A 17,491-nucleotide genomic window follows, 5' to 3' on the forward strand; every position below is an offset into this window, starting at 1 on the left:
CTCCAGCGCCGCTGCGCGCGCAGCGGCTTCATCCGTCATTCTTCGAGCAATGCGTCCGCCGGCGCGGCCTCGCGTTGATGGCGCGTCAACAGAAAATAGACGTAGCCTAGCGCGAGGAAGATTGCGAACACCACTGCCACCAGAAAGTTGAAGTACACCATGGTCGCCAGACAGATCACCGCGGCAACCAGCGCGAACGCCGGGAACAGCGGAAACAGCGGCGCGCGGAACGGACGCTCCATGTTCGGCTCCGTGCGGCGCAGCTTGAAAAGCGACAACATACTGATGATATACATCACGATAGCGCCAAACACGGACATCGTCACGATGTTCGCCGTGAGTGTCTGGCCGCCGAACTGGATCAGCTCGTCACTGTAGATCGCTGCGATGCCGATCACGCCGCCGGCCAGAATCGCGCGATGCGGCGTCTTGAAGCGCGGATGTACTTTGGAGAGCCACTCAGGCAGATAGCCCGCGCGTGCCAGCGCGAAGATCTGCCGCGAATAGCCGAGGATGATCCCGTGAAACGACGCGACCAGACCGAACAGGCCGAGCCAGACGAGCATGTGCATCCAGCCGCTGTGTTCGCCGACGATGAACTTCATCGCCTGAGGCAACGGATCGTTGATGTTCGACAGCTTGGTCCAGTCGCCGGCTGCGCCTGCGAACACCATCACACCGATGGCCAGCACAACGAGCGTCAGGATGCCGGCGACGTAGGCAATGGGAATCGAGCGCTTCGGGTTTTTCGCTTCTTCCGCGGCCATTGCAACGCCTTCGATCGCGAGGAAGAACCAGATCGCGAACGGGATGGCCGCGAACATGCCGTTGAACGAGCCCATGCTGAATGTATCCGCGCCGGCCCATCCGCCTTTCGTGAAGTTAGACCACTGGAAGCCCGGCGATACGACGCCCATGAAGACGAGCAGTTCGAAGATCGCGAGCAACGTCACGCACAACTCGAAAGCCGCCGCGATCTGCACGCCAACGATATTCAGCGCCATGAAGACGAGATACGCGCCCATTGCAGCGTGTTTCGGCTCGAGACCAGGAAACTGCACGTGCAGATAAGCGCCGATTGCAAGCGCAATGGCCGGTGGCGCGAACACGAATTCGACGAGCGTCGCCGCGCCGGCCAGATAACCGCCGGTCGGACCGAACGCGTGACGCGCGTAAGCGAACGGGCCGCCCGCGTGTGGAATCGACGTGGTGAGTTCGGTGAAACTGAAAATGAAGGTCGTGTACATCGCGGCAATAAAGATCGCCGTGACAACGAAGCCGAGCGTACCCGCGCTCGCCCATCCATAGCTCCAGCCAAAGTATTCGCCGGAGATCACGAGGCCAACCGCGATGCCCCATAGCTGCCACGTGCCGAGCGTCTGCTTCAACTCGTGATGCGTGACTTTACCGACGTGCTGACCGCTGGACTCTGATTTCATCGGGCGCTCCGTGAGTTTGCCGCTTGCTCGACGCCGCAAGGCTTTGCGGTGTGCGGGCAGGCAGGCTTTCGCCGATGGTAGTGAGCCATTATTCGAGGTGGTATCGAAATTCGGCAAAGTTGGGGGATGGTCGGTGGAGGGGTGAGTGGTTTGCTGGCGGTCTGTGTGCGCTCCCTTTGGTTCTTATAACCTTTGTATGTGTATATGTAGTAATAGTTAACAAGGCGAGTTGATGCTTGTGGATAAGATCATGGCTGTATCCGGCTGGATCCAAACGTCATCCTCAACGTCTACTTGGACACGCGCACCCGGCTGACATAGCTGTTAGAGGTCCAGCAGCTGCCACAGTACAACTCGCCGTCTTCGACATCAAAAGCGGGCAAAGAAACCATGCTTCGTGTCTGTTCGCTCGATCTTCGTCCCTGCATCGATATACACGTCGACACGGCTATATGGTGGCTTGATATCTGCACCGTCGCGGCTCGCAAAAGGCAGACTTACTTCAATCCACGCATCCCGCGATGCAAACATGGGCGTATAAAATTTTTCGGTCTGCCCGGGTGCCAGTTCACCGCGAGTGATTTGATCATTTTCGTTCAGGAAGTAGACCACCGGCTTCTGCGCGTCGGCGGAGTAGTGCAGCACGATCACCGGCCGGCAGAAGAACCATGCAGCCATCGCGATTGCGCACAGCAAGACAATCCATTTAAGTCGTCGAGAAAGCATTTGCTAGTCGGTCACTGGGAGCATTGATGCGGCCTCTTGGCCGCAGCGTCACCTGCGCCCCAAGGCATGGGAACGGCAGATATCTTGCGAAGCAGAAGGTCGGTCGTCAACTCGTTCGGCTTCGCGGACGCATAGAGGTCAATGCCGAGTTGGATCGAAATATGATCAGGCACATCGTCGGCGCTGCTCGGCCATGTGCCGTTTTGCGGATGATTCTGCATGGTCGGCCAGCGTCCGTGAGACACATCGCGACTAGCATCACTGGCAGCCTGCGCGAGACCAGCACCGCCAATCAGCTCACTCGCGCTGAAGCCGACCGCCACGCCGACATAGCCGTAGTGAATGTTCGACCAGATATCGTAAAAGTAGTCGTCCTGTCCGTATTTCTGCCAGCCGCGATTAAAATTTCCTTTTGCTTGCAGTGCATGGCGGATGATAGGTTTGTGGTCCCACGGACGATTCGGTGCGACCCGATCCGCCCACATCTGATATGCGGCAAGTTTTTGCCCTGCGGCCATGCCGTAAAAATCGGGCATTCCGCCAAGCTTTGCGTACCACGGCAGGGCGTTCCACTTTGCCGTTTCCGCGGTTGGATCAAAACGATTTGCCTCCGCAATCTTCCTCCCTTCGGCCGTGAACGGATTTTTCTTCATTTCGTTCACGATGAATTCCGCTACGGCAATGGCATCGTTCGGATCCGCACAAAGCCGGACTTCTTTTGGGTCGACGTCGGCGATCGGCGTCGTCTGAAACGCAGCGACAAAACGCATTGGTTTGCCGTCTTGCCCGACAATCGTCACTCCTGATCCTCCACATAAAAACGCACGTATTCCCTTTCGAGAGTTTGCGCTAGCAGGTGCGTCTTGCCGTTTGCGTCGGTAACGCCGTGCTCGACGGCGCCGGACTCCCGCACAATAGCGTACGCTACGTTCCTAAGCGGATTGCCACTGCCAGCTCGCGAAGCACGTAGTGGTCGGCGTACTTGCCTGGGTGCCAGCTGCCGTCCGATCCCTGAAAGAAGGCCGTCGGTACGGCGCCGCCGCCCGCCTCTATCCCGTGCGAGTCGTTAAGCGTTGAAAGCAGGGGACACCCCGCCGAGGTTGCATCACCATGGACGGCCTTGCGCCTTCCGCCCGGCAGCGTTGCGTTGCTGGCTCCTGCAACCACGTGGCAGCGCCTGGTGCACGACATAGCCGCGCCATCGAACGCAAGTTGCTGGCCGTGGCTGCTGAAAGTCGGATCACCTTCCGTGACCGTCGCTCCACATGCAGCGCGGTCGCCCTGACGAATCCAGCCGCGGATTTTCATAGCCCATTCGCTCCCGAAACCGCATCTTTTTCGATGCGCCGCGCCCCTCCCGTGCTCGAGGCAAACGACGTCAATGCGAGTGAAGGCACCGTTTGCATGGGCGACAAACTTATTTGGCTGTGCATGCGTTGAAGAACATTTCGACACTCTGCAGCGATAGGGGACGCTCGTCTTTCACAAAGGTGATCGAAAGTCTGGTCAGTTGCTGCGACATTACGCACGGGCCAGTGGGCACGTCATAGTTGACTTCCTGAACGCATTCGTCTTTCGGAAAGCGCTTGGATGTGCGCAGATTGTTGACTGACGGCTTGCCACCCCTGAGCTGCCCTTTCATATAGGTGAAGTCCGGCCTCTCAAATGCAAAGCCGGAAAATAGCTCGCTGTGATCGTTAAACGTGCGGATCAGCCAGTCGATCCTGTCGCCGGTCGGGCTCCCCCCTTGTTCCAGGCGGCGTCCCTCGGGCGCATTGGTCAGCAATTCAAATTTCGACTTGTCCACAGATCTGGCGAACGCATTGGCATCTGGAAAATGCGCAAAGAAATCCCGTTGCAGAGACTGCAGATCGGACGGTGTAATGCAACTTTCCTGAGGCTGAGCGAACGCCGAATTGCATGCCCAGAGGGCTGATATCACGAGTGCTGCCGCGAACGATCTTCGTACTGCCTTAACGTGTTCCATGACCTTTGGGATCTTTGATGTGATGCAGTTTGTTGAGTTCTTCCGCACTTGCTTCGGGCAACTGCGCTCCCTTCTTGATCTCTTCCTGTGCGAAAGGTAAGTAGGTCAGGGAGACGTAGAACCCGTGGATAGCCGATTTTGCAAAATCGGTGAAGTCGATGGTGCCGCCGAACGTGCCGTGGCCTCCCTGATTGCCGCCCAGCACCACACACACACAACAATCGCCTGAACAGGCTTCCCAAAATTCAGGATCACTACATGATCCGCAGAGTGATCGAACGGGGCGTTTGTCCAGAACGCCTCGCAAGAGCGTTTGCAGTGGACGTGACCTCCATTGTGAAAAAGCTATCGCTCCTCGACGGGATCTGTGCGGAGGCAGCTGAACTTCTTGGAGACCGACAGTTTTCGGCCAAGCTGTCGCGCGTACTTCGGAAAATGAAGCCGACTCGGCAGGTTGAATGTGTGGAATTGATGATTGCGGCGAACAGCGTAACCGTTCGGTACGCTGAGGCGCTTCTTGTTGCAAAGCTCGCCGCCGGCCTTGTCGCCGGTAAAAAGCCCAGGAAGCTGCTTGCGATCAATACTTGAACTTCCCATCGTAGAGTTCCATCCGTCGCCCCACATTCTGGAGACCGCCACACCGTCATACCTATTGCGCAGATTTCTTCGGAGGTTTTGAGCGCGCCAGCTTCTTGCCTGAAAACGAGTACCAAGTGCCGTTCGCACTCAGCAGTACAGCGCTGTCTGACCAACGAACGTCGTCCACGTCGAGCTTGTTACTGATTGGCAACGCAACGGGCGGCCTTTTTCGGAAGTCATATAACGACACAGAGGGGGTATCGGAGAACCCGCCAATGAAGTCCTCGACGACTACGCGCGTGGCGGGTTTGTCCGCCCCGATGGAGTCTGTGTAGTAGGTGTAGTGAGATCCATAAAGCTGGTCGAACTGCGCACCGTTCAACGAGGCAGTGAAAGTAACACCGTCTGTTTTTACGTGCTCCACCTTCACAATGGACAGCGTGCCAGCAACGGTCTGAATGGAGTCGCGGTCTCCACCATCCGTCTGTGCGTAAGAGCCTGCACAGCAAAGCGACAAAAAAAGCCCGATCAATGACAACTTGAACAAATTCATCTCCTAAAAAGGCGGATTCGTCCCGCCCACCGCAGTCACGAGATCCAGCAAGGGGCGTACGTCAGCAAGCTTGGTCGGGTCACAGGCGAAGTTCTTGAAGTTGACACCGTTGTCGATCAACTGACTCAGCCACAGTCGATGAGCCTTCACGTAATTTCCACCATTATCCTCTGCGCGTTTGGCGGCGGCAGAGGCACCGATCTGTGCGATCAAAAGAGTTTTTGCCCCTCGAGCGATCAACCTGGGCGGATGGCCCGGTGTCGCTTGCGAATACGTATCATCGGCAGCAATAGTCCCGGCAAGATATCTGTTTGCGTCGCCCGATCCGAGGTGATGGGACAAATATAGGATCTTCGCTCGCTCGCCGTCGTTCAGTCCGGAGAAATTGTATCCGTTTGACTGCAGTGCGCGGAAATTCGACATGCCATAGTCGACGGCTGCCATGATCGCGGCCTCGGCATTCGACCTGAAATCAAGCAGCTCGGCTTTATGGGCCGGTACGACATGATATTTTCCGTGCGCATCCTTCGTTACCCAGCCGTTCGCTTCAGCCTTTTCGTTAACGAAAGTTCCGGAGCGAACTGCCTCGCCAAGCCACGTGCCCGCCAGGAATTGCGTCAGTCCACGCGCGCTGGAGCCCGATGCAGCGGACGCGGGGTTCCATTCGCCTGTCGACACCTTGACGATCTTTGTTTTGATCTTGCCGTGGACTTTGACCTTTTTCTCCACCGAGACCACCAGTTTAGCCGCCTCAATATTGATGACCGAAGCAACGGCTTGCGGTTTAAATCCACTCCTGGCACCAGCAGAAATGATGTAGTCGCGAAACTTGGCATTTGGCCCCAATCGCAAGTTGTCGTTATTTGGGCATTCGACGCCAACATTTACGACCGGATTTCCGGCGGTGTCCCGGTTTTGCTGAGTCTCTCCTGGCGGCAAAGGCAACGGCGCCGCCTCATGATGATCGGCTCCGCCCTGATGTACTCGCAGCGCTGTGTCGAGCTTTACTTTTGGACTGCGAAGGGTTGCCTGATGCACGCCTGCAGGCGGAGCAATCTCTGCGACCTTCTTCGTCCCGCCGTCAATCTTTGCGACAAAGACGTGGACTTTCTCCGATGCTTTTTGCGTTTGGATAGGTGGAATGAGTCCCTGCTTATCCGTCACATGCTCTTGAGAGTCATCCCCGGCAACGACCTTGGTCTTGAGGTCAGAAATTGGCGCGCCATTGGCATCGGTTATGCGGATCCACAATTCGCTAAAATACGATTCGGCATCCTGCTCTGGCTGCTCGCGCAGGACAAGTTTCTGGCCAGGGTAGATGAGTCTGGGGTTGTCTATCTTGTTCAGTTTCACAAGATCGCTGACCGTAACTCCGTTTCTCTGAGCGATCGTGCTAAGACTATCGCCAGGTTGGACCGTGTATTGATTATCTTCCGCCATCGTTACGCAACCCCGTCTTCTTCGTCGAATGAACCACTGGAAGCCTCTGCTTCACGATCAATATCTGCATCGAATAAAGTGCCCCATTCGCCTTGCCCATAGAGCACCGTTACCGCCTCTGTGTTCTCGGGATTTATCTTGCGTTCCGATCCAGAGTCCGAGGACAGCCCCGCCAGTACACGTTGCGCCGTGGTTGAGCCGGCAGGAACAGCGAACATGCCGTAGCTCACATCGGCAGCAGATTTTCCGTCATCGATTGAACGAAACACAAATTTCTGACTGAACTGTGCTGGCCCAGATTGCGGTAGGTCCGGCAGCGAATAGTTCGTCCGTGCAGGACCTTCAAACGAATGCTGGATGCCTTTGATGTCGACCGTGCCCGGTGCATGGATCTGGATGTTGCCTCCTTCGATCTTGATATACGCACCGCCGGAGGTCAGGAGAATCCCATTGGCCGAAGCGACCTCGATCGTCTCGCTCGTCGAGAGTAACTTCAAGGTCTTCTGGGCAGTCACTTCCACGTTGTCCGAGTGTGCCCGGATCTCTACTTTGCCTTTCGCCGCAAAGAGCTTCATTCCCGAGTTTTGCACGAACAGGCTGATCTTCTCGGTCACGCTGGCAAGCAGCGATTTCCCTGATGCGATGTGCGTGCTCTGCCCGCTCACCAGATTGATGTGCTGATCCGCGGAAATCTGTGCAGACTTTTGCGTCGATGTCGCAATCCCTGCAGGGGTCGCAAACAACATGACCGGCTCCTTAAATACGTTCGCATTGCCAGTCCCGCCGCCCGCGGTGTTGCCGCCTGTCCCCGCCGCACCGGAAACGCTATTCTGGGTCGCATCCGTAAATGCTTTGAGCGATTCATACCCATCCTTAAGACTCCCGGCTTGATTAGTCTCACTCGACTGCGACAGCGATTCCATCACGCTTTCCGAATTGACCAATTGGGCGTTTGCGTTGCGAACGTCGAGCGGCTGGGTTGCGGCGCCGGTGGTGGGGTGGGTCGATATGTAAAGCCCCTGACCGGCCCTGACCGCGCCGTAGGCGTCCGACTTGAGATCGAACCCGCTCCCAAGATATGCGCCTCGGGTGTTGCCCGTTTGACTGACCAGATATCCAAGGTGCAACTGCGCATTGGTACTGCTGCTATACAACTGGACACGGTTCTGTCCGGTGGCATCGTCCATCACCATCTGGTTGAATCCGCTGCCCTGGTACTCCTTCGACTTGTATCCGGAGAGGATTCCGTTCGAATGCCAGTCCGGGGTCTTTGAGCCGTTGTAGAGGCGTCCCGTGACGATAGGTCGATCGCAGTCGCCATCGACAAACGACACAATGACTTCCTCGCCGATGCGCGGAACGTGGACTGCGCCGTAGCTACCGCCAGCATTTGAATGCGAAACGCGCATCCAGCACGACGCTGTTCCGTCGCCCGGGTTCAGCCGATCCCAGTGCATCCGAACCTTGATCCGGTTCAGTGTGTCTGTAAAGACTTCCTGGTTGGCAGGCCCAACCACGGTCGCTGTCTGCAGATGCATCGGCGGTTTCGCATGTTCCAGCGGGCTGCGGTAGGGCACTGTCCGGCGCTGTGCCTCCACACTCACCATAAAGAAGCCTTCACTTCCATTGCTTGATTTGATGATCAACGCCTGCATGCCATGCTGTGCTCGTGCGGCGGCTAGAGTGCTATTCAGGCTATGCGGGAAGTCGGTTGTACCGCTGGAGACGGGCAGGTTGTTCTCGATCGTCCATTCGACGCCAATCACCGCGAACTGCCGTTCCTGCTGACTCCCAAGGCTATGATCCGGGTGATCGGCGAGTTCGAACCATCGGCCGGCAGCGATGCGTCGGACCGCGCCCACGCCATGAAATCGCTTTGCCCGTGATTCCCACTCTTCCATGCGCACCTTGGAAAGCTGATCACCGCGCGCCTGCTCCGCATAGCTATACGCACCGGTGTATTCATACACCTCGGCTTGCGACGGCAGGTTGCCTTGCGTGGTCAGCGTGGGGATCGTCGTACCCTTCGGATTTGCGGCCGATGACGGCGCCTTGTAGTCGAACGTGCGCGTCGTGAGCGTTGTACTCTGGAGCGTGCGGGTACCGCTCCATTGCACGAACGCGTCGGTCTCACTGCTAGTGCCGGATCGGTAGAAGTCAACCGCTTGCGGCGACAGTGGCTTCAGCGCATCGAGATTATCGGTGATTACCAGCGTATGCGACTTCCCGTCTCCAGCCTGCTCAAAATAGCCGAATAGCCCTTCGGCCTCCATCAAGCGATGACAGAAATTCCAGTCGTCCTCGTATTGAACGCAGAAGGAGCGTTGCGGCAGCGGATTGCGCAACGCAAAACGAAATGCACCCTGAGCCTGCGGATGCATGTTGAAGACATCCGTCAGGATTTCTTCAACCGATTTATCCTGCCAGATGCGCGCATCTTTTCGGAACCGCAGAAAATGCATCCATGATGCGAATCCGATCTGATAACTGGTCAGGGCGCTGTCAGACCCCAGGCGCCGCGCAGTATGCACGTAACCATGGTGTGGAGCGTACGACTGATCGGATTGCTGCATCCATAGGGTTACAGGCTGAGCGATCAGTTTTTTGAGTTCAATTCCGTCGCTGGTCGAGACGACATCAAGCGTGAACTCGAAGTGACGGCCAATTCGAGAATTTCCCACAAGGCGTTGCGGCAGCAACACATTTTCACCAAGCGGGCTATCCAGTTTCAGTAGCCGGTCACTTTGTGCGAGTCCGCCGGTAATCGCCCCAATCAGGTCTTGCGCTCCCATACCGCCTCTTCTTATTGAACACGCGCCGCCGCGTCATCGCGCGATTCTACATAAAATAATATTAATATCGCAATCCAGTTCCGGAAAACAAATGTTAAATCGGTACAAAACTTCTGCCCGGGCCATCCGAGACGAGTATCGGAAAAATTTGCTCTATGCTTGCACTGGCGCTCTGCAGCTGACAATAGAGGGCATTTCAAAGGAGTTGCTAATCCGTCAAACCTGCAATTTTCTGGAAATAATTCGATTCCATCCCGTTGAGTTCCTGTTTATAGTCCTGCGCTTAAGCAAAGGTCGGGAGTGTTCCTTGATTCGATACAACATTGTTGACGGCGACAAGACGAACGCAGACGGAATTGCGATCGCATCATCTAACAGTTGCCTTAATATGGGAAAGGCATTGGTCATGCTAGGTGACTATGCTGAGTGCCCTAAGTGCAACTCAAAGGGCCGCATTGTAGGAGATGGGCCAAGGAGGCCGACCACGCTCATGGGCAAACAGCCGGCGCTGAACAACGATCTCTGCATGTGTTCATGCGAAGAGAAGCCGCGCCTGATCAATTCGCTCTCGAGCCTGTGGGAAGAGGTCGGCTCCGATGACGCCGGCAAGCCAAGTTCCTCTCCAAGTGCAGGCAACGCCGAGGCTGAGCCAAACCTGGACGGCGGACCGCAATTAGGACGGCGCTTCCAGTTCGTAGATAGTGACACGCAGGAGCCGTTGGCAAACCGTCAATACGTCGCCAACGTTGACGGGCAGACGAGCCATGGCATGACGGATGAAAGCGGTTTTGCCGATATCGATGGCAGGCCAGGCAGTGATATCCAGGTTCACCTCGTGTTCAAGGCGCCGACTGGCAATCTCAAGGTTCAGGAGGGTTGATCATGTCGGACTATCAGTACACACCTGAACACTGGTCGCAGGGCGATCCCGTTGCCAACTATAAGGCCGGCCAGATTGTGGCGGTGACGGTCAATGACCGGGCAGCGACCCGACAAGCCATCATCACCGTGTTGAAGAAGTCAGGCTACACACTCGTAGAGCGTTCATCCTGGGGCGCGAAGCCTCCAAGGGACGCCTTGACCCCTTCCCATTGGGATTACAGCGATGTGGTCATCCATCATGCCGGCCACAGTTATTCATGCGCCGTCAACGAGCAAGGGGCCATCGAGCAGATGAAAAAGGCTCAGGAATACGACATGCATGGCTTTTACGACATTGGGTATCACTATGCGGTCTCCTGCAACGGTGAGATTTTCGAAGCCAGAGATGTGCGCTTCGTTGGGTCACACGTGATGGGAGATAATACGGGAAAACTTGGTATCGTCCTTCTTGAGAATCTTGCTGAAGCCGGCGAGGCGTGGCAGCAGGAATACAGCCGGAAGTCGCTGTGGGAAAAACTTAAGGGGACGTTGGACATCGGGCGCGACGCCCTGGCGTTCGACCACGAAATGCCGACCAAGGCTCAGATGGATGCGCTGACCACGCTTATTAAAACGCTAAAAGAGTTTTTCAATCTGAAGGCCCTGGGTGGCCATCGTGAATATCAGCTACTTGCTCCAGGGCACGAAGGACGGGCATGCCCTGGAAAATATGGCATGCAAGTGGTTACGCAAATGAGGAGCGCATTCGGTTTAGCCGCTCCATCAAAGTGAAATGTCCAACCCAAGCGCGTTATTGATAATGAAGGTACGGCTCTCAAGCTGTTGCTGGATCCGTTCGCACCGCTCGACGTCAGGAAGATTTCCGCGAATGGGGAGCTTTGCCTTCCATTCCACTGAACCCAACCACTCGCTACTTCCTGGGTCGGGCCCGTGCCCTTGCCCATCGGAGATATCAAAATAGTGCTGGCTCACGTAGCTAAACCATTCTACGCTGCACACTTTTGACTTGGGCGGATTCGGGATGCTTGTGTTTATGGCAATCCAGGCAACGACTAGAAGCGCAACCAGACCGATGACTTTTTTCATGTTCGCATGTTAATTTCAATATTGAAGTGGATAGCCGGAGTCTGGTTAATTACCTCGCTGGTTGTAGCCTCAATAGGACTGCTCTTTAAACCTCAAAAATCTGACATTGCCATCGTTTTTGGTAACGAAGTTCATGCGGATGGTAGCCCATCGAACAGGTTATCGGCAAGACTGGATCGGGCGCGCCAATGTTATGAGAATGGGATGTGCCGTCGGATATTAGTGAGCGGTGGTATTGACAAACGAGGCACCGACGAAGCGCTGGCGATGGAAAATTACCTTGTCCGTCGAGGTATCCCCAAAGACCGGATAGTCATGGATAACGTGGGCCTTGACACGTGGGACACCGCCAGAAACGCTAGCGCCTATATGAAAACGCACCATCTGAAAAGTGCTCTCGTTGTCACGCAATATTTTCATGTCCCACGGGCTGTCATCACCTTAAAGAGATTTGGAATCAGTCATGTGGCCGGGAGCTACCCCCGTTTTTTTGAAATCCGCGATATTTACTCGGCTATCCGGGAGACTCCTGCGATCATCTGGTACTGCATCAGAGTGGATTTTAAGGTAAGCGGCTCGTCCCCACCGTCGTAGGCGGTTGCTGCGATACACAGCAAAGTAATGCCGATCATTTTCGATTTGATGGACATCACTTTGTCAGAATCTCCAGAAGCATGGTAGTCGAGCAGGCCGTCCGAATTACCCACGGCAGCTTCGCGACTGGCTGGCGGCAGCAGCGTGCGAGCCGGGCGTCTCGGTCGCGAGATTGGCCCCTGAGAATGGCATTCACGCGAACATGCTGTACACCTGGCGGCGGCGATATCTTGCCGAGCAGCATGCTTCGTCTACGAGCCTCCTCCCCTCCTGCTGCTGAGTGACGCGCCGACGCGGGTCGCGACCGGACAGCGGTATTTATGAGCTCGCGTACCCTTACACGCGCTCGCGCTCCTGCCTGGTTATCTGTTTGCGCTGCTCGTTCGTCAGATCAAGTGTCTCGGCGTCTTCGGCGATACTGCGAAACTCTACGTTGCCGTCTCTCGGTAAGCCGTCTTTCGCCTTTGCCATCACCGCCAAATAGATAACATCATCCAGAGTATCTAATTCGGAGCATGCTTTCTCCAATGTATCGTAGACATCAGCCGGTCGGTTATCCTCAGGATTTGCTACATCACGCGTTGTTCCTGCTCAACCAATGCAACCTGGTCGGTTGGGACAGTGCGGATGATACGTTCTGGATAACCGACGCGGGCGAAGCTAGGCTCGCCGCGTATATTCCGCATTCAGACTTGGAAGTCGCTGCACGATAGAACTACTACAGCGGACCTCTCCCAATCAGGTCGCTCATTCGGTCATTACCTACATCCGGCGTGTCTCGGTTCGGCTCTCGTCTAATCATCGTCCTCTTCAAGAGCTTCCCTTGACTTGCGCTGACGCGCTATTGCATAGCGAGCGTCCTTGAGCAGTCCGTCGTACAGGTCGAACGCTGGTTCGGCTCGGCTTAGTGACGCCAACATCTGTTCACAGTGCTGTTCCATCCTGAGGTCCTCAGGGAATGGCTCCCCGGGAGTTCCTCCACGGACACCAGAATATGTTGCCGCGGCGATTGCCGAGCGAATCTCATCCACAGCTCCCTCACCAATGAGTTCACTCGCGTTAATGATGTCGCGGATGAACTTTGAATGTTCATAGATGAGAGCTGGCTGGCTTTCTTGCAGCACTCTGGCGACCAGCCTGGCATGGGCCTCCGTGCCCGAGGACATCCAATCAAGCAGAAGGTCGAGTAGGGCTTGGTCGTACTCTCCGCAAAGGCCAGAGACTGCCTCGCCAATGCACCGTGCGGTCGGAATGTCGCCCGACTCTTCGAGGGCACAGTCGAGGAAGTCCCGAAGTAGCCGTGGTCCGGCCTCGACTTCCATCAGGCCCAAGCCCTCTCCGTTGTGCTCCTTTCTCAGTGGCTTATAAGACCAATCGTTTCGTCGTTTCGCTTCCACGAGTCGTGCCATGACCAGTGCGACGACCAAGACTGGGTCCTTCCTGATTGATGCTGTGAGGAACGCACGCACCCAGTAGTCGTCTAGCTCCTTCAGCACAACCAGCTTCCGCAGCATCTCGTTCCGCTTGGTCGCGACGTCAGCCTCCGGAATGGCATTGTCGCCAGAGAGCCACATGAACATGTCGTGAGTTGCGCGCGCGTTGACCTCAAAGTCCGCCAAACAAACGAGCTCGACGGCCAATGCTGGACTTCTGCTAGCCAGTTGGCGGGTGAGGTTCGACGCGACCATCAAAACTGTCGGGTCCTTTGACTCAAAGATGCGTTTGAACAGCTCCACTTCTTGGGGCGTGTAGGGACGAGAGGGTTCGAACCTCGTGTACGCCTCAGCAAGCTGCGCCAGCACCTTGGCGGACCCCTCAGAGCGGATGACGTATTCGTTCACGAGGCTGGAGTCGCCCGCCTCAACGACCGCGCTCAGTGCGGCGCCTACGTGCTGCTCCAGATGACCAGCTCGGCCCTCGTTGTTCCTCAAGAGAAGTTCGGTCGCAAGGCCCGGTACCGAAGCCAGTAGATGGCTCACGAGAAGGAACGGTGACCCATATTGGTCGTGTGCGACAGTGGTAATTTCCTCCAAGGAGGCATGCAGTTCATCAATTAGGCTGCTTGGCTCAGGGAGTGCAGCAATGAGGTCTGCTGTGAGAAGTTGACGGTTCTTCACGTGCTCTTCGCGTTCGAGAGCTTCACTTAGTTTCCATGTCTCCGTCCCCCAGCCATCTACCAGTGCGCGTGTGAGCCGAGTCCGAAGGTCTCTATTCAACATGGCCAAGATGGCTTGAGCTTCAACTGAGGTCTCCGGCCTGCCATGAAACGCATGCCAGGAGATGGACTGTGCGAGCCGAACCAAGACGACGGGCAACACATGAACTTCGTTCAGAACAGCCTTGATCTCTTGCAACAGCTCCACTTGCTGTTGCTTCCAAGCATGGTCGGACGTGTCACCGTACATCGGGCCCCGAAGGGCTTGGCCCATCGTCTGCGCCGAGAGAAACGCTCGCCGGGGAGGCCCCTCCCGCAGGTACTTTAGCAATGCACCAGTTACTTCGTCCCTGACTTTTCGGGCCCATTCCAACGGCAGTTGATAGCGGGTAATGGTTATGCTCAGGCGAGAGGAGATCCTTGCCTCCATCTCAGTGCACAGCGCTCCCTCCAGAATGGCGAAGGGAGTATAGGTCGTCTTGAGCGAGGCGGGCCTTTCCAGAAGTGCGAGCGCGAAGCGAACGACCTCGCGCACGTACTCGATGGGCTTATTCAACTGAAATTGGGCCAGCTGCTTGAGAATTCGGATGCCGTGGCTGGGCTGCTGGTGAAGCGCTCGGGCATCGTTGCGTCCAGCAGTCCACAGCAGCTGGCATGCTTCTTGGACGTTGTCGTAGGTGTACGCTGCGTTGCGCACCATGTTGCACACAGAAGAGTTGCCCCCATGCCCCTCGGCGATAAGCCGCTTGGCGAAGTCCAGCGCAAATCTTGGTTGGTAGTACGCAACGGCCTCGACCGCTTCAACGTGAGGATTGCTGTACCGCCCACCCCAACGCAGCTTGGGACCAAGACTGGTAAGTAGCGCGCTGTCGTCTGTCTTGCCCTCGCGCAGTCGCCAGTCCAGGCGGCCAAGATTGACGAACAAGGTTTTCAGGTGGTCCGTGCCGGCAAGCTCGAAGACTTGGGTGACGCGTTCGTTGGCTGTGCCATCCGCATTGAGGTAGTTCGAGCGAATGATTTCATCGGCCAACAGGTCGGGAGCAAGCCTCGAACGAAGCCCCCGCTTGAACAGCACGCCGGCCTCTCCAAGAAGTCGCATCAGGCGACTGGCGTCTGGCTGCTCTATTCCTTCGGTTTTCAACAGGATGTTGAGCAAGCCCGCGTCGTCTGGAATGATGGGTTGAAGAAGTGCGATTACGCGCAGGATTGCCCTAAGCCTTGGAACGTCCTGCCCCGTAACCAAGGCGACGGTGATTACGTCCTGAAGGCTTTTCAGTACATAGGTGCGGAACTCTTCTGCGTTGCCAAGAAGCGCGAGCGACACACCATCGCGTGCGACCAGCTGCGCTGCCAAGACAGTGGCGAGCGGCGTGGTGTACGTCGCGCGCGCAATCTCGACAGCCGCTGCTGGTGACACCTTGCATTCGGCCAGGACGGATTCGGCCAGTGCTTGAGCTTGCTCCCGAGTCTGCGGACGCATGTCAGCAAATCGGACCAGAGGCCCAGAGAGGCTTACGTCGGCAGCTTGTAGCCGTAGCGCCTCTTTCCCATAGGGGCGAAGTGATAGGAGCAATCGCGTGTGGTGCTCGGGAACGGCGGCGTACCTGAGGAGGATGCCGAGGTCTTCGCGTTCGTGAGCATCATCGACGACGAGGAGCGTCACGGCGCCTCTGCTGTCGCGCAGCCTGTCCAGATGGTGGGCCTTGACCTCTTCAGTTGGCGACAAAAACCGAACATGCAGGGGCGTGCTCTGCGCAAGCCGTTGGGTCACCTCGCGTAGAACGCGACTCTTGCCAGCCCCGGGAGCACCGACGAGGCACGTTAGAACGACGGAGTCGTCTTGGACGCAGTCAACCACCTGTGAGACTTCCTCGTTGCGACCGACGAGCGCCCAGGAATGGTTGAAGAAGCGGTCGGAGACCAGAAATGGCTTGAAGAAGTCCTCGGGACTCTGAATAGGGCCAGCCTCATCAATGCCAAGCAGGTCGAGGCGCTGGCCACTGAAGTAACGGTCGACCAGGTCCAGGCGGTCGACCAACGGCAGGTCGTGAAGCCGTCGGGTGATGTCCTCTCGGTCCCACAACTCCCAGCCAGCGTGCGTTGCCATCGCATCGCGGGAACTTGGGCTCGCAACGCTGGACAGCAGGAGCACCTTAAGGTCTGCGACGTAGGTCTGCTCGGCCACCGCAGTATGGACCTTCTGAGGGCCGAACTCATTGACGCGCTTGCACTGAAACGAGTGGGTGCCAAACGGACCGGTGGCGAAGATGTCGATGCCGTGCTGCTTGTGACCGGTGCCCCCATAGCGCTGCACTGTGCCTCCGCGGAGCTTGTACATCCGGTGCAAGAGGGCGGCGCAGAAGCTCTCAAACGTCTCCGGCGGCAGGGCGGAAAGCGGCAGAGGCCGGTCGTGCGAGGTGGCGGTCTCGGCACGAGTGTCCGGCGGTCCTGCTTGGTAGCCGGCGGCCACTAGGAGTTCGTTTTCCTTGGCGCGCACCAACCGTTCCAGTGCCGGGATGTCGTTCGACCGCGGGCGCGCGAGCCCCTTCTCCCAACGGCTCACCGACTGCTCGGTGACAGCAAGAGCGCTCGCCAGCTCTTGCTGCTTGGTGTATCCAGCGGCAACGCGAAGTCGAGCTAGTAGTTCGCCAAAGGCCGGATACAGAGCGGATGTGCGGGTCGCCTTAATTTAATTGTACCTTTTCACGTACACACAAATAAGTGTGCCATAGCGTCACGCATATCGGTCCGTGAAATTCAATATTGCAGGAGGCGCTATGGCGCACAACTCATGCTCGCACCGCAGAAGGAATGCTCCACGCCGCGCTTCGCCGACGACCCGTACTGCGAGTTCCAGGATGACCGCGAGCGCCGCAACGCGCTCGTGTCACGCGACCTTTGCATTGTCGGTTGCCGCTTGGTCACGGTGGCAGGCCTCGTCACGCTCGCGCTTTGCGCGCCCGCCGGCAGTATGGTCGGACTTGTCGCTCGAATGCTCGCGCGCATTCTCGTATAGCCACAAGGAAGGTTCTACGCAACGAACTTAATGTTCACCTCGCCTTACTCAAGAACGAGGGCCTGCTCGAAGTTCGGCATGACATTTCTTCGGCGTAAATGGCAACAGCTGGCCACCTCGATGAGGCGGCCGTTGTTCTTGCGGAGTTGGTGTTTGACTCGGCGGATGCCATCAACGTGAGCTATCGAAGTACACCCATCGATAAATGTCTCAATGGATGCTTCCCAAAATCTCAGGTTATG

The 17,491-nt window shown here is 56.7% G+C and carries 17 protein-coding genes and 1 pseudogene; 6 read left to right on the forward strand and 12 right to left on the reverse strand.

Going from position 1 to position 17,491, the window contains the following annotated elements:
- Positions 1-35 precede the first annotated feature (35 nt).
- From eat to BCA01S_RS34760, 6 genes are all read right to left on the reverse strand, one after another.
- Positions 36-1,439, reverse strand: coding sequence for an ethanolamine permease (gene eat / locus BCA01S_RS10425; RefSeq protein ID WP_027776843.1), 1,404 nt, complete (start codon positions 1,437-1,439; stop codon positions 36-38).
- Positions 1,440-1,808: 369 nt separating this feature from the next.
- Positions 1,809-2,117, reverse strand: a complete 309-nt coding sequence (locus BCA01S_RS10430) for a hypothetical protein (protein ID WP_244145981.1) — start codon at positions 2,115-2,117, stop codon at positions 1,809-1,811.
- Between the two features lie 59 nt (positions 2,118-2,176).
- On the reverse strand, positions 2,177-2,965 hold the full coding sequence (locus tag BCA01S_RS34750; RefSeq protein WP_052369450.1) for a polymorphic toxin type 44 domain-containing protein: 789 nt from the start codon (positions 2,963-2,965) through the stop codon (positions 2,177-2,179).
- 124 nt (positions 2,966-3,089) lie between these two features.
- Positions 3,090-3,473: a PAAR domain-containing protein gene (locus tag BCA01S_RS39500; protein WP_052369452.1), complete on the reverse strand. Its 384-nt coding sequence runs from the start codon at positions 3,471-3,473 to the stop codon at positions 3,090-3,092.
- A gap of 109 nt (positions 3,474-3,582) precedes the next feature.
- Positions 3,583-4,152, reverse strand: coding sequence for a hypothetical protein (locus BCA01S_RS10450; protein ID WP_027776845.1), 570 nt, complete (start codon positions 4,150-4,152; stop codon positions 3,583-3,585).
- Positions 4,139-4,360 (reverse strand): hypothetical protein, encoded by a 222-nt coding sequence (locus tag BCA01S_RS34760; RefSeq protein WP_042318402.1) that lies wholly within the window; start codon positions 4,358-4,360, stop codon positions 4,139-4,141. The genes BCA01S_RS10450 and BCA01S_RS34760 overlap by 14 nt, the downstream gene beginning before the upstream one ends.
- Here BCA01S_RS34760 and BCA01S_RS34765 point away from each other — a divergent pair.
- A pseudogene (locus BCA01S_RS34765) lies at positions 4,360-4,734 on the forward strand (plasmid partitioning protein RepB C-terminal domain-containing protein); the annotation flags it as partial. The gene BCA01S_RS34760 and the pseudogene BCA01S_RS34765 overlap by 1 nt on opposite strands.
- Positions 4,735-4,801: 67 nt before the next feature.
- On the opposite strand, the gene BCA01S_RS10465 reads toward BCA01S_RS34765, so the two are convergent.
- The 3 genes from BCA01S_RS10465 to BCA01S_RS10475 all read right to left on the reverse strand — a co-directional run bounded on the left by BCA01S_RS10465 (position 4,802) and on the right by BCA01S_RS10475 (position 9,516).
- Positions 4,802-5,278 (reverse strand): hypothetical protein, encoded by a 477-nt coding sequence (locus tag BCA01S_RS10465; RefSeq protein ID WP_027776846.1) that lies wholly within the window; start codon positions 5,276-5,278, stop codon positions 4,802-4,804.
- A gap of 9 nt (positions 5,279-5,287) precedes the next feature.
- Complete coding sequence (locus BCA01S_RS10470) at positions 5,288-6,637, reverse strand: peptidoglycan-binding protein (protein WP_408257471.1); 1,350 nt, start codon at positions 6,635-6,637, stop codon at positions 5,288-5,290.
- Between the two features lie 89 nt (positions 6,638-6,726).
- Positions 6,727-9,516 (reverse strand): type VI secretion system Vgr family protein, encoded by a 2,790-nt coding sequence (locus BCA01S_RS10475; RefSeq protein ID WP_027776848.1) that lies wholly within the window; start codon positions 9,514-9,516, stop codon positions 6,727-6,729.
- Between the two features lie 490 nt (positions 9,517-10,006).
- Between BCA01S_RS10475 and BCA01S_RS39740 the strand changes: the two genes are divergently transcribed.
- Together BCA01S_RS39740 and BCA01S_RS10485 are read left to right on the forward strand one after the other, a co-directional pair.
- Complete coding sequence (locus tag BCA01S_RS39740; RefSeq protein WP_244145982.1) at positions 10,007-10,396, forward strand: hypothetical protein; 390 nt, start codon at positions 10,007-10,009, stop codon at positions 10,394-10,396.
- 2 nt (positions 10,397-10,398) lie between these two features.
- Positions 10,399-11,169, forward strand: a complete 771-nt coding sequence (locus tag BCA01S_RS10485; protein ID WP_027776849.1) for a peptidoglycan recognition protein family protein — start codon at positions 10,399-10,401, stop codon at positions 11,167-11,169.
- Here the strand turns inward: BCA01S_RS10485 and BCA01S_RS10490 are convergent.
- Positions 11,161-11,484, reverse strand: a complete 324-nt coding sequence (locus BCA01S_RS10490) for a hypothetical protein (RefSeq protein ID WP_027776850.1) — start codon at positions 11,482-11,484, stop codon at positions 11,161-11,163. The genes BCA01S_RS10485 and BCA01S_RS10490 overlap by 9 nt on opposite strands.
- Positions 11,485-11,490: 6 nt before the next feature.
- On the opposite strand from BCA01S_RS10490, the gene BCA01S_RS37045 reads away from it, so the two are divergent.
- Positions 11,491-12,078, forward strand: a complete 588-nt coding sequence (locus BCA01S_RS37045; RefSeq protein ID WP_084166851.1) for a YdcF family protein — start codon at positions 11,491-11,493, stop codon at positions 12,076-12,078.
- On the opposite strand, the gene BCA01S_RS39015 is transcribed toward BCA01S_RS37045, so the two are convergent.
- Positions 11,991-12,191, reverse strand: coding sequence for a hypothetical protein (locus BCA01S_RS39015; RefSeq protein WP_244145987.1), 201 nt, complete (start codon positions 12,189-12,191; stop codon positions 11,991-11,993). The two genes, BCA01S_RS37045 and BCA01S_RS39015, sit on opposite strands and share 88 nt — an antisense overlap.
- 17 nt (positions 12,192-12,208) lie before the next feature.
- Between BCA01S_RS39015 and BCA01S_RS39020 the strand changes: the two genes are divergently transcribed.
- Positions 12,209-12,358, forward strand: coding sequence for a transposase (locus tag BCA01S_RS39020; RefSeq protein ID WP_244145986.1), 150 nt, complete (start codon positions 12,209-12,211; stop codon positions 12,356-12,358).
- A gap of 514 nt (positions 12,359-12,872) precedes the next feature.
- Here the strand turns inward: BCA01S_RS39020 and BCA01S_RS10510 are convergent.
- Positions 12,873-16,922 carry a helix-turn-helix domain-containing protein gene (locus tag BCA01S_RS10510; RefSeq protein ID WP_042318405.1) on the reverse strand — a complete coding sequence of 1,350 codons (4,050 nt, stop codon included), beginning with the start codon at positions 16,920-16,922 and terminating at the stop codon, positions 12,873-12,875.
- A gap of 102 nt (positions 16,923-17,024) precedes the next feature.
- Here BCA01S_RS10510 and BCA01S_RS10515 point away from each other — a divergent pair, with 102 nt between their 5' ends.
- A complete protein-coding gene (locus BCA01S_RS10515; protein ID WP_027776854.1) occupies positions 17,025-17,249 on the forward strand; it encodes a hypothetical protein in 225 nt (74 codons plus the stop codon).
- Positions 17,250-17,491: the final 242 nt, after the last annotated feature.

The organism is Paraburkholderia caledonica NBRC 102488 (assembly GCF_000685095.1).
Lineage (GTDB): Bacteria > Pseudomonadota > Gammaproteobacteria > Burkholderiales > Burkholderiaceae > Paraburkholderia > Paraburkholderia caledonica.

Bases quoted from the DNA above. Each gene is read 5' to 3' on its own strand.
- BCA01S_RS39500 (WP_052369452.1), bottom strand. From the start codon at position 3,473: ATGAAAATCCGCGGCTGGATTCGTCAGGGCGACCGCGCTGCATGTGGA.
- BCA01S_RS39740 (WP_244145982.1), top strand. From the start codon at position 10,007: ATGGGCAAACAGCCGGCGCTGAACAACGATCTCTGCATGTGTTCATGC.
- BCA01S_RS10490 (WP_027776850.1), bottom strand. From the start codon at position 11,484: ATGAAAAAAGTCATCGGTCTGGTTGCGCTTCTAGTCGTTGCCTGGATT.
- BCA01S_RS10515 (WP_027776854.1), top strand. From the start codon at position 17,025: ATGCTCGCACCGCAGAAGGAATGCTCCACGCCGCGCTTCGCCGACGAC.
- BCA01S_RS37045 (WP_084166851.1), top strand. From the start codon at position 11,491: ATGTTAATTTCAATATTGAAGTGGATAGCCGGAGTCTGGTTAATTACC.
- BCA01S_RS10485 (WP_027776849.1), top strand. From the start codon at position 10,399: ATGTCGGACTATCAGTACACACCTGAACACTGGTCGCAGGGCGATCCC.
- BCA01S_RS10430 (WP_244145981.1), bottom strand. From the start codon at position 2,117: ATGGCTGCATGGTTCTTCTGCCGGCCGGTGATCGTGCTGCACTACTCC.
- BCA01S_RS10450 (WP_027776845.1), bottom strand. From the start codon at position 4,152: ATGGAACACGTTAAGGCAGTACGAAGATCGTTCGCGGCAGCACTCGTG.
- BCA01S_RS10475 (WP_027776848.1), bottom strand. From the start codon at position 9,516: ATGGGAGCGCAAGACCTGATTGGGGCGATTACCGGCGGACTCGCACAA.
- eat (WP_027776843.1), bottom strand. From the start codon at position 1,439: ATGAAATCAGAGTCCAGCGGTCAGCACGTCGGTAAAGTCACGCATCAC.